The sequence below is a fragment of the Pseudoalteromonas sp. TAB23 genome (genome assembly GCF_000498075.1).
Taxonomy (GTDB): Bacteria; Pseudomonadota; Gammaproteobacteria; order Enterobacterales; family Alteromonadaceae; genus Pseudoalteromonas; species Pseudoalteromonas arctica.
Genome location: NZ_AUTP01000194.1, coordinates 1 through 14,713, shown reverse-complemented (window position 1 = coordinate 14,713; position 14,713 = coordinate 1). Strand labels below are relative to the sequence as shown.

Here is a 14,713-nt window from a genome sequence, read left to right as displayed (position 1 = left end):
TTTAAAAATACAAAATTGACAATACAAAGCGTGTGGTTCAGCATGGCGGGCAGTAAAAATAAGAGAAAATACGATATGAGTAACGTAGTAAGAGTTGGTGTGGCGGTTATCATAAAGCATCAAAACACAATTTTACTAGGTGAGCGCATTGGCGCGCATGGTGCTAATACATGGGCAACACCTGGTGGGCATTTAGAGTTTGGTGAAAGTGTTGAGCAATGTGCAATACGAGAAGTGTTTGAAGAAACAGGTTTAAAGGTAAGTAAAATTACTAAGCTTGATTTTACCAATGATATTTTTACAGCAGAGAACAAGCACTATATTACGCTGTATGTAAAAGCTGACTTTGAAGGCGGAGAGCCTGAGCGTAAAGAGCCTAATAAATGTTTAAAGTGGCGCTGGTGCGATATTAATAATCTACCAACGCCACTGTTTACATCACTAAAAAATTACTTATCTGAGGCTGTACTAGCCTAGTTATTTTGTTGGCGGTGTCGCTGGGCTTAACTCTAGTTTACTAAAGCTTACTTGAGCGTAATCGCCATTTTGTTTATCTGTAGTCCAATCGCCAGTACCTAAACAACCTGGGTACCAAATACCTTTCGCGCTTTTAGTACTACATTGGTTATAAGCGCCGGCTTTAAAGTAATGCCAATCTGCAGCGTAGCCATGTGGATGGTCTTTTTCGTCCACTTTGCCATAAGCATCTACGTTATTACCTAAGTTAATAGAGTAGTTAACGTCTTCTTTGCCTTGTGCGCTAAATGTAAGGTGCATAACATTTTTATACACATTTACCGTGTAGCTAAATTCTTCACCTAGTGCGATACCGGCACTGCCAGGCTCGTTAGGGTTTTCCCATGTATTACCCCAAACTGGGTAAGTAATGTCTTTACGGTCAGGATTCGTTTTAGGTAAATTACGTTCGTAGTTCCAAAAAACTGAGCCTGTTTTGTGCCCAGGCCATTTTTTGTAATATATTTTAATTGGTTCATTGCCCCAGCCATAACCAAGCTTGGTATCAATAAGTGCCTGATCTTTACCCGCGTGAATTTGTCCTACAACAACCGAGTAAGCTGCTTTTTTATCAGGATCAGTCGCACGTAGCGCAACGTGATCTACTTTTAACGTTGCTTCCATTTTTCCACCAACAGAACCAAATCGGTCAGATAGCGGGTGAACAGCTAAAGCAAAGTTGTTTTTAGAGTGTTTAGTTTTAATTTTAGTATTTGATCCACGGATCATTTGTCTAAGTTCACTACGGGTATTAGTAGAGTTAGCACTTGTAAGCGCTTTATTAGGGGAGGTAAATACCATGTAGCCTTTTTCATCAAGGTAGAAAAAATCAGGGTGTGCGTAAGTCTGAATTTCTTCTACATCTATTTCATCAATTTTACCGTCGTTGTTTAAATCAACTGGTACATTTATTTTCCAGTGAGATAAATCAAACTTTGTTGCAGGTACCGGTGCATCGCTTTGCTGATTAGTGCTTTGGGTACTTGAACAAGCGGTAAAAAGTAAAGGGGTGATAACGGCTAAAGCCGTAAGTTTAAATGTGGATGTATTTTTTATCATTATTGTCTCTGTGTGATGAAGTAAAAATTGTGCGGTACAGGCATCGCTTAATCTCAATCTAGCATACCAATTTAACAATTAAAACTTACCAATTAGTAAAATTAAATATTTTTAAAATGATTTATTGTTATACCAATTTGGTTGAGGTGTTTTTTAACGGCTTTTATGGAGGTGTTTCCGGTATGTATTTTTTATGTGCTTGGCTATTCTCTTAGTGATATTTAACGTAGATTTTGGCGCTAAGGTGTAGTCTATTTTTTGGGGGGGAGGAGATTTTTAATTTTGTAGTTTGCTTTGCCGCGTTTAGCAAATAACTAAATAACCACTGCCAATAACTAATGCCGGGCTTTAACTATGGTTAGTGCTGCAAGTTAGTCGTGTTTGGTAATAAAAGTTGCCACTTGTTTAAAATGGCATGATATTCACCATTTTCTTTAATATTACTTAATGCGTCAGAGAGTGCTTTAGCTGTTTTAGGATTAAGTTGATTACTTGCTGCAAAATTAAGTGAGGAGGGAAGATCGCTTAAATGAATTCGTTTTGTTATTAGGCTAGGATCGAGTCCTAGGCTTTTTAGCTCGTTATTAAGTGTAAGTGTATTAGTTACTACAAAGTCGATCCGGTTTTTATAAAGCATTTGCCAAAGTTGATTATAGTAACTGACCAGTATTAAATTGTTATTTTCGGTAAAGCCTTTTTGCTTTAAGTAGGCTTCGCTCAGGTAGCCACGAATGGTTGCTACTTTATACTCTTTAGCAAAATTTAAGTGAACAACTTCATCTACATGGCTTTTTAAGCTAATTAAATAAGCATCTGCAAAATACACTTCGCCTAACCACGTATATTTATTAATCCGCTCTGGGGTTTTTAACAAAGACAACATTATGGCGTTGGTATTTGTTTTATGCTCCTTAAAAACGCGGGCCATAGGCATTATTTCAAAATTAGCGGTTAAGTTTGTTTGCTTCACAACTGCTTTGGCAATGTCGACTAAAGCGCCGCTTACTTCACCTTGCTGATTTTTAAAGTGATAAGGAGGAAGGTCTTCAGCTATAAAAGTAACCGAATCGGCGTTACACAGGGGGCTATATAAAATAAATACAAAAGCACTTAATAAAACACGCAAAAACATAAAAAATCTTTTAAAGCAATAATACACCTAGTGTAGAGAGTATTAACTAAAACATATATATATTATGTTTATATAACGTAAATAATTTGCACTTATTTGGCTGTGCTTGCTGTTTTGTATTTTATAAATTGTAATGGCGAGCATTTATGCCAGCGTAAAAAAGCTCGATTAAAAGAGCTTTGATCTTTAAATCCTAAAATATTAGATAAATCAGCAAGTGGCATGCTGGCTATTAATGTATCTGCACGTTTTTTACGTTCTTTTTCGAGTAGCTGAGCAAAGGTTAAGTTTTGTTGTTTTAAGCGTCGTTGTAGCGTTCGGGGTGTTAAATTAAGCGCATCAGCTATGCCTATTAGGTTGCAGTTTTGCAAGGTAGTTTTAGCTGTAAGTAACTGATTAACTTTATCGTCAATACACTGCTGGCTTTTAAAGTTAGAGAGTTGCTGCTCTGACAATTGCTTAAAAGTAGAATTAATAATGGCGTTATCGGTTTTAAAGGGCAGCGTCAAATAATCGCTCGGAAAGCTAATTTGATTATATTCAGCACTGCTTTTTACAGGGCATTTAAACCATGATTCAAGGGCGCGCCTTTGCGATGGCAACCAATTATAAGTGAAACTAATACTACTTGGCGAAAGCGTTAAATTTATTAACTGGCGAATTACACTTACCCACGCGGTCATGTTTCGTAAAACAACATGCTCATTACAACTTTGGTGAGCAATCCAACGAATAGTTGCTGTATCAGTATTTAGTTCAAACTTGGCTTTACCAATATCAGCCACCAAGCTGTCGTAGCTTAACAATGCTTTAATGGCACTGCTTAAGTTATCGCTTGATTCAATTAAGTAACCTAAAACGCCGTAGTCAGCAGTGCGAATTTGCTGACCTAGGGTAAAACCAAAAAGAGGATCGTTAAGTGTTTTCTTGCCATAAACTAATAAAGCATTGTAACTATTTAAACTAATACGCGGCGCTAATTGATGGGTACGCTGATTACTAAATTCGTCAAAGCTAATAGCGTGCAAAGCCGTTTTAGTATTAATGCCTTGCGCTTGTAAGTAATCAAGAATACTTGAAAAGTAATGATCAGCCAATGTGTGCATTTGTCATCTAAAGCTAAAAAATAGTCGTGTATTAGCAAGTTTGCCACGTTAAATTTTTATATGCTAGTTGAATGCCTAATAACCTCTTGCTGTAAAAATGATACTTATAACAATTAAACAAGCGCTTAATGCACAGCCACAGCAAATAATAAGCACACTATTGGATCATCAACAGTTGCATCGATTTTTTAATGCCAAATTTACGCTGCTACAAGCACAAGACGAAGGGCAAATAGAAGGCGGAAAAGGAGCTGTTAGGCAAGTGAAAATAGGTAAAATAACTTTTTCAGAGCAAATAATCAGTGCCGATCAAAATCAGATCAGTTACCAAATAGTAGGCGATAAACCAGTAGCTAATCATCGAGGCGACATATACCTCAGTGCAAATAAAGACATCAATACTTTAGTTACCGAACTTAACTATTGCATAAGCTGCTCAGCTCCATGGTGGATGCCAAATGCATTACTTAAATATGTTATTACAAAAGATATAACCCAAGCGTTAAACAATTTAAATAATTATTTTTTGGCGGGTAAAGTATGAACTCAGAAATTATTTTGCTCGCTCTTAGCCCGTTATTTTTGATATTTGTTTGCTGTGAGTTTATTAAGTTTAAGTGCTATTACGACATAAAAGATAGCCTAGCAAATACAGTGTTAGCGCTATTACACCAAGGCGCAGATGCTATTGCGTTACTGCTGTTAATGCCTTTATTTAATTGGTTGTATGACTATAGATTGTTTGATATTGAAGTGAGTGTGTTAAGTATTGCATTTGCATTTTTACTACAAGATTTTTTGTATTATTGGTTTCATAAAGCATCGCATCATATTCATTGGTTGTGGGCTGCACATGTGGTGCACCACAGCTCAACTAAAATGAATTTCACCACCGCATTTAGGCAAAGCTTAATGTACCCCGTAGCCGGTATGTGGGTGTTTTGGCTACCTATGATTTTAATTGGATTTGAACCGCTAACAGTATTTAGCGTGGTTGCATTAAATTTGGCGTATCAATTTTTTGTACATACTCAAATAGTGGGTAAGTTAGGCTGGTTTGAAAAAGTATTTAATACGCCTTCGCATCACCGAGTTCATCACGCAATAAATACAGGCTACCTTGATAAAAACTTTGCAGGTGTACTTATTATTTGGGATAAGTTATTTGGCACCTTTGTAGAAGAAGATAAATCAAAGCCTTGTAAATACGGCATTATAGGGCAGCTTAATAGCAATAACCCAGTCGTTATTACGTTTCATCAGTGGGAGCACTTATTGAAAAGTGTTTATAAGGCATCGGGAATAAAAGCTAAATGTAGAGTGCTATTTGGCTACCCTACAAGTAGCATTAAATATAAATAATATTGAGAAAGTTAAAAGTAAAACTGCATAGCTAAACTCATTGATGAATTATGGCTATGCCATTGAGCATGCTGTACTTTGCTGCGCAGCGATACATTGCGAGAAACAGCGTAATTCCATGTTATAGCTATTTCGCTGTGCTTACTTGCTGCGTTATCAGTTAGCCATAATATATTGCCAGTTAAAGCGAGTTTATGGTTATTGCTTATTTGCCAAATTACACCGGCTTCGCTGCCTATTCCAGTACTAAGTCGGTCGGTTATATCGCCTGTATTTAGCTCAAATTGACCAAGAATATAGCCGTGTAGATTATTAGGATCGCCATAAGATTTACCATAGCCTCCTTTTGTAAAAAAGCGGCCTAAACGTTTATTGTCACTTGGTTGTCGGTCAAAGCCCATTTTAAAGTTCCACGACCAGCTATCAAATACGCGGTTATCGGGTGCAAGCGACATAGCATCTAATAAGTAAAAATGTTCAATATCTGCATTTCCTTCGTCAGTAATAGCGGCTTCCAAATCAAAAAAACTAATTTGTGCACCCGCTATAAAACCTTCAGGCCTATCTAATAAGTCATGATACGCAAGCCTATAACCAAAATTTGTAAGGTTTGCTTGGTTATTATTTTGTACCCTACCTAGCGATACTTTAGAAGAACCATGACCTTGCTCTGGGGAAGCAATAGGGCGGCTTGGCTTAGTAAATGGCGAAGCTACTTTATATTTGCTGCGCATTAGGAGTAGCTTAGTTAGTCGCGGGGCAATTTCTTCACGATTTAATGCTTTATCGTAAAATTCAAAATTTAACCATTCATACGCCATTTCTAAAATAGCGACTAATTGCGACTGTGAGTAATTACGAGTATTGAGAGAGCCACCTTGCATTAACTCTCTTGCATCATCAAGTTGTTCGTCAGTCATTTGAGTAGAGTAATGGTAAAGCTTAGTACCAAAAGCAGGGCGGTAATTAGGTGTTTGTAATAAGTTGTTATTTCTTAGTACTGCAACGGTATCTGATGGAATAGCTTGCATATTAAATGACGATGTTAAATCAAGGTCCTCTTGTGCAAGTTGTAATAATGCAAGTAATTGGTAAGAGCAGTTTTCATCAATAAAAAAGTAATCGAATGTAGCTAATTGTAGCTCCCATAAGTGCAATAAAATAAGCTCTACCTGTGGCTCTGATAAATTAAGTTTGTATTCCCAAATATCACGAGATTCTAAATCATTATATTCGCGTACTTTTTTATAGTATGGCATAAGTGAAAACTTACCTGGATAGCTGCCAATCAAGCCTTTTAGTGCATACATAGCTGCGTTATCTGAGCCGTCTGGTTCTGCTGCAAAATTAACTGCGAATGCGAGCAACTCTTTATGGCGAGTCTGATCTTTTGCATCAATACGAAGTAAAGTGTGGCCAAACATTGATGATGGGCTATTCATAAATGCAGTTGGAAAAACTAACGTAACCCCTTTAGGGTTTATTATTTTTTGCCACGCCTGTAGCTCTGGGCAATTAAGTTCGGGCCAGTTATTTTCAATTTTTGTTTTTAGCCATTTATAACGTGCAGGAAACTGACAACGATATTGTGTTGTTTTTGGGTCAGTATTTTTACCACTAAATGCGGCTATAGTGGCTTTAAGTTCGTCATATGGGCTTGTTTTACCTGTAGGAGATAAAAAAAACTCAGCACTGTCTACTTCACTTTTCCAATCACCTAATGTGGCCAAGCGGTAGTGACCTAATTTAAGCCAGTAAGGGTGTGTTGCTAATGTATTTGTTTCAATACTTTGAGCGTTTGAGTAAGTACTAAAAAGAGCGAGCAGTAAACCAAATAATATTTTTTTCATAATCACTAAATTACAAAAGCCGCTAGAGAAATACTCCAGCGGCTTTATTTATACGTATAAAACCGGCTAATTTAGCTGATTAAGAAAGAGTATAAGAAGCAAGTTGTGCGTTACTTGCAAGAACAGTGTTTAGGTTTTCTAAAACTGTTTGTGAAGTCACGTTTTCAGAAGTAAATACTGAAGAAAACTGTGCTTGAGCAAGCTTATTGAACGCTGCTTTATCTTGATCTGCAACACCCCAAGCTTCAGCTAGAGTAGCTAAAGTTTCGCCTTCACCTTTTGACATATCACGAGCAAGTTGCTCCATGTTACCGTCAATGAATAAAGCGATTTTTTCTGAAGAAGTTACTGTACCAGTACCATCACAACCAAGAGTACCAAAAGTGATACCAAAAGTTTGGTTACCAGATGTACCATTTGTTGTAGCGCCTAAAATTTTAACGCCTTTACCTTGCTGACCAGCAAATAACATAGAACCAAGACCACAACCAATATCTTGGTCAGCCATTGCGTTTGAGAAAGGAAGTAAAGATAGAGCTGCTACTGCGATTAGTTTTTTCATTTTCATAAATCCATATATGATTGTCTTTATTTAGGGTAAATAAAGTTCGCGGAAGATTCTAACAGACTTGCAGAAAAAAGGAACAGGTTAAAACATGAATATTTTACACTCTAATTTTTAAATATATTAAAGTTAATGTCAGGATAAAAATCAGCCTAGTTTCCACTTTTTATTGAACTGGTGGCGGTTTTTTACTTCTTGGGGCACCTAATAAAATACAAGTATGGCAAATACATACAGATAAAAATGCACTAATACCCAATGCACCGCCATAGCCGTCAAGTTTTGGTACAAGAAATTCAAATAAGATTGAAAACAAAATAGATGAGCTTGCTACAGTATAAATACCAAATCGATGTGGGGCGCTCATACCTATGAATGTGCCGCCAAAAAATACAATTGCGTATAAATCGGGGTTCAAATTTAAAGCGCTAAAAATTAAATAAGCAATAATAGAAAGTGAAGACGACGCTCTAACCCCGTCAAAGCGACTATGCTTAGCTAAATAAAATGTTAAAAAAGCCCCAAGCAGTACAAGTAATGGATATTCAATACTCATAATACAATTCCTTTGGCTAATACAAAAAGTGCCACGCTTGCAAAAGCTACGCTGCCAAGCTTGCCACCAAAACCTGTAAACATATTCATAGTAAGCACATACAAACTTGAGCCAATAAGCGAAATAATAGCAATTTCCCAGTAACTGGTAATTAAATGAGTTGAACACATGCCTGCAAAGCTACCAGCATAAATTGCAGCATACGGATGGTTTTTATAAAGTGCAGGAAAAGGAATAAACGAGCCAATAAGTCCCGTTAGCGCAGCAGAAATCACTAAAGGTAATGCAAAAGTAGTGTGCATAGCAAAGCAAGCTACAAAGCCTAAAAAGAAAGTGATGAATTTTAAAAATAAGAATTTAATCATAGCGGCGCATTTTAAACTAATCCTTTTGCGCTTTCTAATACTCTCTAACAAATAAATGTTATAAGTAATTACAAACTTTAAAAGCGTGTTTTTTAAACGGCTTTTAGGTATTAAATATGCTTAATAGTGCCGCTGTTAATGTTCTATAAATCACAAGTTATGTATAATGGCGATAATTTAATGTATTAAAGTGTTAACCAAGGGTTATTTATGTCTAACTGTTTACATCTGGCTATTCCGGCTGGCGATTTAAAAGTGGCTAAAGCGTTTTATTGTGACGTACTAGGCTGTAAAACGGGTAACAGTGAAGAAGGTCGCTGGGTAGATATAGATTTTTGGGGTAATGAACTTACCTTGCACCAGAGTGTTGAGCGCTTACCAACAGTTCGCCATGATGTAGATATGGGAGCTGTGGCAGTACCTCACTTTGGGATTCACTTATCTGAAGATGAATTTAACGGGTTAAAAACACGTATTGAAGATGCGGGTATTGAATACTTAGATAAACCATACCGCCGTTTTATTGGTGATGAGTTTGAGCAAGAAACGTTTTTTATTGAAGATCCAAATGGCAATGTGCTTGAAATGAAAACCATGGTAAACCCAGAGGTTTTATTTAAAAAAGTATAAATGCTGTTGTTTAAGTTAAGCTAAAAAAACCACTTTAATAAGTGGTTTTTTTATAACTATTAATCAGTGTTTTGATAAATTAGTTAATATTTACAGGTGAAAAAAATTACACTACATGCATGATTTTTATTCACTCTACAATGTAGGTATAGACACGTAGACTTAATTTCAACTCTCATACTTTATTGTTATTTATGCTGCTTAAACTCATAATTGCACCTTTGCTTATTTTACTAATAACATTCGCCCAAAAACGCTTTGGTAGTTTTGTTAGCGGCATAATTCCTGGCTTGCCTATTACCTCTGGGCCTATTTCTTATTTTATAGCATTAGAGCAAGGTAAATTATTTGCAGCTAACTCAGCGGTGGCCTCTCTTTATGGTATGAGCGGTATAGGCTTATTTTGTTTTAGTTACTTGGTTGTATCACGAAGATTTGGAATGCTTAAATCGCTTTTTACAGCGTTGAGTATTTGGTGCGTATTTAGCGTTATTACTTTATTTTTACCAGTGAATATTATTGTGGCGAGTGTGGTTTCACTTTGTATTTTACTCGGTTTAACTATTATCTCTACAAAGCTAAATATATCAGTTGATGCAAAACCATTAAATGCTCGCTGGGAGCTTCCGGTAAAAATGATATTAGTGACGAGCTTTATCGTGCTTGTTACGTTTATATCGCAGCATATAGGGTCTGCATGGAGCGGGTTAATATCTACCTTTCCGGTTATTTTAGCGGTAATGGGCAGTGTTGCCCATTTTAGTGACAAACAAGCCTNGCGGTATTATTGGTTCATTAGGTGGGTGTGTATTTTTTGCGGTGATTGCGTTTATGTTAAAACATAACTTTATGATTTGGCAGGTGTACGCAACAGCTGCCATTTGCTCAACGTTATTTACTATTATTTTTAGCCAATTTATTAATCGCCAATTTACCAAGCAAGTTATGCTAGACACCAAAAAAGCAGTGCTTAAGATTGACTCGCTCGGTTAACTTACATCTCTAAAGCCATTACCTAGTTATGTAGTTGAATTAACATTTCACTGGGGGTTTTATTAAAGTGGCGTTTAAATTCGCGGCTAAATTGCGATGGGCTGGTATAGCCAACCTTTAATGCAGCTTCGTTGGCTTTGCTTCCACTACTGGTTATAAGCTCTTTAGCCTTAGCTAAGCGTACTTTTTTTAAATACTGCAAAGGTGACTCAAACGTTACTTGCCTAAAAGCACGATGGAACGACGATACGCTCATGTTTACATCTTCAGCCAACCCCTCAACTGTAATTTGATTGGCATAACTACTGTGCATAGTTGAAAGCGTGCGGGCGATACGCGCATAATGCCCATCATGCATAGCAAGCCCTATTAAAGTATGTCCTTGTGGGCCACAAAGTACACGATATACTAATTCTTTTACTATATCTTCGCCAAAAACGTCAGCCTCAATGGGGTTATTAAGCACGCTAAGTAAACGGTGGGTTACTTGCTCCATTGCGCCATCTATTTTAGCCGATTGAACGCCACTCATTTGCCCAGTAGTGAATGGCTTATGTGTACCAATTTGGTTTACTAATTTATGTAACATTACCGGGTTTATATCTATAACAATCCCCATAACAGGCAGGTTGTTATCGGTAAAAGCTTCGCATTCAAGTGGCACAGGTACACCTAAAACAAGGTAGTCGCCTTCACCATATTTTATTTGATGATCAGGAAAATGAATTATCTTATGTCCTTGCCCAACAATAATAATACCTGAGTTATATATAAGTGGTTGGCGTGGCGAGCTTTTACTTGCACGATGAAAATACACACCTGGAATAATGGTTTCCATGTTGCCTTCAAAGTTAAGTAAATTATTGTGCTCTGCAAATTTTTGCATCATGTTGGCTATTGAGGACATTAAAACTTCTACTATCGTACGAATTTTGCGTAAAATATCAATCTTGACAGTTTTAGGCAAGCTTTTGCGAGTTATTAGGCTTTTTTTATGTTTGTTTTGCCACTAATATGCACTCATTGAAGTTTAGCTTAGTTAGTAACTAAGCATTCTATTTAGTATTTAACCGTCACCTAGGAGCAAAATAATGAAATTTAGCTACGTAAACCCAACACTTATCCAGTTCGGCCAAGAACAAATTGCCTCACTAACTGATTTGATCGCAAAGGATCAAAAAGTACTTGTAGTGTACGGCGGCGGTTCAATTAAAAAGAACGGCGTGTACGACCAAGTTGCAGCAGCACTTGAAGGCTTTGACTGGGTTGAATTTTCGGGTGTAGGCGCTAACCCAACTATAGAAGTACTAGACCAAGCAGTAAAAATTTGTAAAGAACAAGGCATCGACTTTGTACTAGGTGTAGGCGGCGGTTCAGTAATCGACGGCGTTAAATACATTGCAGCATCTGCAGTTTATGATGGCGAAGGTTGGGATATTCCTACTGGTAAGCACACTATTACTAGCGCATTACCAATTGGTGCAATATTAACATTGCCTGCAACGGGTTCGGAGTCTAACCAAAACTCAGTTGTGAGCAAAGAAGCAACGAAGCAAAAACTACCGTTTGCATCACCAGAAGTACTTCCTAAATTTGCGATTATGGACCCTGATGTAATGAAAACATTACCACAGCGCCAACTTGTAAATGGATTAGTAGATGCATGGGTTCATACCTGTGAGCAGTACCTAACATTCCCTGAAACAGCATTGGTTCAAGAAGGTTACGCAGAGGCACTTTTAAGAACGCTTAAAACACTGGGCGATAACTTTGAAAACCAAGACGACGCATGGCGTGCAAACCTTATGTGGGCAGCTAACCAAGCACTTAATGGTTTAATTGGCTCAGGTGTATCGCAAGATTGGGCAACACACATGATTGGCCACGAGCTTACAGCCGCTTACGGTGTTGATCATGCTCGTTCACTTGCTATTGTTCAGCCTTCTTTACTACGCAACCAATTTGCAGTTAAAAAAGCAAAGCTTGAGCAAATGGGTAAAAACGTATTTGGCCTTGAGCAATCAGACGATTTAGCAGAGAAAACAATTGCAGCAATTGAAGCGTTTTACCACAGCCTTGATGTAGCCACGCAACTTACTGAACATGGCGATGATAAAGCAGCAGCAATCGACAATATTATTGGCAAACTTGAAGCACACGGCATGCTGGCACTTGGTGAAAACCAAGCTATTACGCTTAAAGAAAGCCGCGAAATTTTAGAGCAAGCAGTTGCTTAATTTTCAAAGCTAAGCGCTTACTTAAATATACTAAGTTTTAGCGTTAATAAAAAACCGTCGACCTTTAGGTTGGCGGTTTTTTTATGGTTTATTATAAATACTGTGTTGCTAATTAACCAATAAAGTCTGTATTAATGTTTTTTAATGATGATAGTAAACTGTGCTCAACGGTTAGGAAAAATCTAACGATTAAATAAATTAAAACAGGACTAAACTCATGAAATTACTAAACACATTACTTAGCTCAAAAGCAGGCGTAGCAGCATTAATTTTACGAGTACCAGTTGGCCTTATTTTAGCGGCGCATGGTGCACAAAAACTATTTGCTTGGTTTGGCGGTTACGGGCTTGAAGGTACAGGTCAATGGATGGCGAGTATTGGTTTAGAGCCTGGCTATTGGTTAGCAATGATGGCAGGTAGCGCTGAGTTTTTTGGTGGCATTGCATTAGCAATTGGATTGTTAACTCGCCCAGCTGCTGTAGTTGCCGGCTTTACTATGATGATTGCTATTTTTAGCGTACATATTAGTAATGGCTTATTTATGGCAAACAATGGCTATGAATACGCATTAACGTTACTTGTAGTAACTGTAGTTTTAGCAATTCAAGGAGCGGGAAGCTTTTCGCTTGATAACGTATTAGTTAAAAAGCTAGCTAAAAAATAGAGTTTATTAATTGAAGAATAGCGGCCAATTTGGCCGCTGTTTTTGTAGGCTAACTACTAAATTATTTAGCTGAAAAAGTTAAAGAATAACTGTACTGCTTTTGCTCAAGTAAATACTCTTTATGAGTACTTGGGCTCCATGAATCATCGCCACCTACGCCCATATGTTGATGATCAATGTGTACATGTACGCAATCATCAGCAATTAGTTCGTTAGTGTGCTTTGCTTGCGTTAGCGTACTTTGCGAATACTCGCTGGCTGCAAACAAAAACGCGCCAGTTACAGTTAAGTTATTAATACTCAGCAATTGGCAATCGCTACGCAGGCCATTATTAGTTGGAAATATATACGGTGTATGTAGCTCATTTAAGCTCAAGCTGTAATAACCTAAACGTGCTGCGGCTTTGCGATCTGGGTAGTTTTCAAAAGGCCCTAAACCTAGCCAGTTTACTTTTGTATCGCTTTGCTTGTTAAGCGTTGTGCTTAGCCCTATACGCGGCATTGGCGGCAGAGTATCGTTTAAGTGCACGTCAATATTTAAGCTAATATTGCCGGTATTATTTAGTGTATATAGCCACTGTGTTTGAGCCTGTAGCACGCCATTAAACTCGTAATTAAATACACAAGTAATACGTACATCAACACTTGATTGCACTGCGTGAATCGAGCTGCATGTGCGCTGCCATTGCCCTATACCTGCACGCAACCAACGAGCCTCCCATGCATTGGGGTCTAGGTTGTCTACTTCGCTTACACCAATGTCGTTATCAAGTGGGGCACGATAAAAGTTATCAACCAGTGGGCTACTAATAACCTGAGTATCGTTTTGTAACCACTGCTCTATAAGCCCTGATTGCTTGCTAAAAATAAGTTTAAATTTATCGTTTTCAATACTTAGTTGAGAGTCGGTTTCATTAACACTTATAGCGTTTTGCTCAGATGATGATGCAAATGACTTACTGCTTAAATTATTACTATTTATAAGCTTAAATTGTTCGGTATCCATAATATGTTGAGCGTTTGCAAAGTGTGAGTCGTTAATTAGTGCTACATCTAAATTAAGGTAATATTGTGCACCTTGCTCAAACGCTGTTTTAGTTTTAATCGTTAACGTGTGCGTACTTTGCGGGGCAATATTAAGTACATGCTCGCCTTGCTCAACACAGATGCCATTTTGCATTAATTGCCAAACCAGTTTTTCGTTATCTGTGTGTCTAAATACGTAATCGCTTAATATATCAATGGTGTATTGGTTTTGATTTTGCTCACGCAATGTAAATTGTAAATGTTGCTGGCTGTATTTAGCCTCAAACAGGCTAGGGTGCGGTGTGCGGTCTGGGAACAATAGCCCGTTTATACAAAATTGACGGTCATTTAGTTCATCACCAAAGTCGCCGCCGTAAGCCCAATAATGCTTGCCGTTTTCGTCTGTTTTAGATAAACCTTGATCTACCCAATCCCAAATAAAGCCGCCTTGCAGGCGTGGATATTCTCTAAATGCTTGCCAGTAATCGTCAAAGCTACCTAGGCTGTTACCCATTGCATGGGCGTATTCACATAAAATAAGCGGGCGAGTTTCACCTGGTAGGCTCAACCATTTTTTAATAGAGTATTTAGGTACCGCATCGTCTTTAATATCGGTATCTACACGGGCGTACATTGGGCAAATAATGTCGGT

At 37.7% G+C, this 14,713-nt stretch carries 16 protein-coding genes; 7 read left to right on the top strand and 9 right to left on the bottom strand.

The genetic code is table 11. The features are described 5' to 3' along the window. Positions 1–75 precede the first annotated feature (75 nt). Positions 76–477: an NUDIX hydrolase gene (locus L654_RS0109745; RefSeq protein ID WP_024607917.1), complete on the top strand. Its 402-nt coding sequence runs from the start codon at positions 76–78 to the stop codon at positions 475–477. Here L654_RS0109745 and L654_RS0109740 read toward each other — a convergent pair whose 3' ends face one another. The 3 genes from L654_RS0109740 to L654_RS0109730 form a co-directional block, all read right to left on the bottom strand. Beyond that, positions 478–1,575, bottom strand: coding sequence for a polysaccharide lyase family 7 protein (locus L654_RS0109740; RefSeq protein ID WP_024607916.1), 1,098 nt, complete (start codon positions 1,573–1,575; stop codon positions 478–480). 358 nt (positions 1,576–1,933) lie between these two features. Next, a complete protein-coding gene (locus L654_RS0109735; protein WP_024589728.1) occupies positions 1,934–2,707 on the bottom strand; it encodes a transporter substrate-binding domain-containing protein in 774 nt (257 codons plus the stop codon). Between the two features lie 92 nt (positions 2,708–2,799). Next, positions 2,800–3,813 carry an AraC family transcriptional regulator gene (locus L654_RS0109730; RefSeq protein WP_024607915.1) on the bottom strand — a complete coding sequence of 338 codons (1,014 nt, stop codon included), beginning with the start codon at positions 3,811–3,813 and terminating at the stop codon, positions 2,800–2,802. Positions 3,814–3,910: 97 nt separating this feature from the next. Here L654_RS0109730 and L654_RS0109725 point away from each other — a divergent pair, with 97 nt between their 5' ends. Beyond that, the gene (locus L654_RS0109725; RefSeq protein WP_024589730.1) at positions 3,911–4,357 is read left to right on the top strand and encodes an SRPBCC family protein; all 447 of its coding nucleotides are present in this window, start codon (positions 3,911–3,913) and stop codon (positions 4,355–4,357) included. Then, positions 4,354–5,175, top strand: a complete 822-nt coding sequence (locus tag L654_RS0109720) for a sterol desaturase family protein (protein ID WP_024589731.1) — start codon at positions 4,354–4,356, stop codon at positions 5,173–5,175. The genes L654_RS0109725 and L654_RS0109720 overlap by 4 nt, the downstream gene beginning before the upstream one ends. Positions 5,176–5,186: 11 nt before the next feature. On the opposite strand, the gene L654_RS0109715 is transcribed toward L654_RS0109720, so the two are convergent. The 4 genes from L654_RS0109715 to L654_RS0109700 all read right to left on the bottom strand — a co-directional run bounded on the left by L654_RS0109715 (position 5,187) and on the right by L654_RS0109700 (position 8,448). Beyond that, positions 5,187–7,025 carry a DUF4105 domain-containing protein gene (locus L654_RS0109715; RefSeq protein WP_024607914.1) on the bottom strand — a complete coding sequence of 613 codons (1,839 nt, stop codon included), beginning with the start codon at positions 7,023–7,025 and terminating at the stop codon, positions 5,187–5,189. Positions 7,026–7,104: 79 nt separating this feature from the next. Next, a complete protein-coding gene (locus L654_RS0109710; protein WP_024589733.1) occupies positions 7,105–7,587 on the bottom strand; it encodes a DUF3015 domain-containing protein in 483 nt (160 codons plus the stop codon). Positions 7,588–7,756: 169 nt separating this feature from the next. Then, complete coding sequence (locus L654_RS0109705; RefSeq protein WP_007587227.1) at positions 7,757–8,146, bottom strand: hypothetical protein; 390 nt, start codon at positions 8,144–8,146, stop codon at positions 7,757–7,759. Beyond that, positions 8,143–8,448: a hypothetical protein gene (locus L654_RS0109700; RefSeq protein WP_024594103.1), complete on the bottom strand. Its 306-nt coding sequence runs from the start codon at positions 8,446–8,448 to the stop codon at positions 8,143–8,145. The genes L654_RS0109705 and L654_RS0109700 overlap by 4 nt, the downstream gene beginning before the upstream one ends. Positions 8,449–8,721: 273 nt before the next feature. Here L654_RS0109700 and L654_RS0109695 point away from each other — a divergent pair, with 273 nt between their 5' ends. Further along, a complete protein-coding gene (locus L654_RS0109695; protein WP_010554617.1) occupies positions 8,722–9,141 on the top strand; it encodes a VOC family protein in 420 nt (139 codons plus the stop codon). Between the two features lie 831 nt (positions 9,142–9,972). Further along, positions 9,973–10,134, top strand: coding sequence for a hypothetical protein (locus L654_RS1000000128245; RefSeq protein ID WP_225305742.1), 162 nt, complete (start codon positions 9,973–9,975; stop codon positions 10,132–10,134). A gap of 22 nt (positions 10,135–10,156) precedes the next feature. Here L654_RS1000000128245 and L654_RS0109685 read toward each other — a convergent pair whose 3' ends face one another. Continuing rightward, positions 10,157–11,041 (bottom strand): AraC family transcriptional regulator, encoded by an 885-nt coding sequence (locus L654_RS0109685; protein WP_024589735.1) that lies wholly within the window; start codon positions 11,039–11,041, stop codon positions 10,157–10,159. A gap of 184 nt (positions 11,042–11,225) precedes the next feature. On the opposite strand from L654_RS0109685, the gene L654_RS0109680 reads away from it, so the two are divergent. Both L654_RS0109680 and L654_RS0109675 read left to right on the top strand, forming a co-directional pair. Continuing rightward, complete coding sequence (locus L654_RS0109680) at positions 11,226–12,371, top strand: iron-containing alcohol dehydrogenase (protein WP_024607913.1); 1,146 nt, start codon at positions 11,226–11,228, stop codon at positions 12,369–12,371. A gap of 217 nt (positions 12,372–12,588) precedes the next feature. Next, entirely contained in the window at positions 12,589–13,035 is a 447-nt protein-coding gene (locus L654_RS0109675; RefSeq protein WP_024589737.1) for a DoxX family protein, read from the top strand. Positions 13,036–13,096: 61 nt separating this feature from the next. Here L654_RS0109675 and L654_RS0109670 read toward each other — a convergent pair. Then, on the bottom strand, positions 13,097–14,713 hold a 1,617-nt coding region (locus L654_RS0109670; RefSeq protein WP_024607912.1), incomplete at its 5' end, for a glycoside hydrolase family 2 TIM barrel-domain containing protein.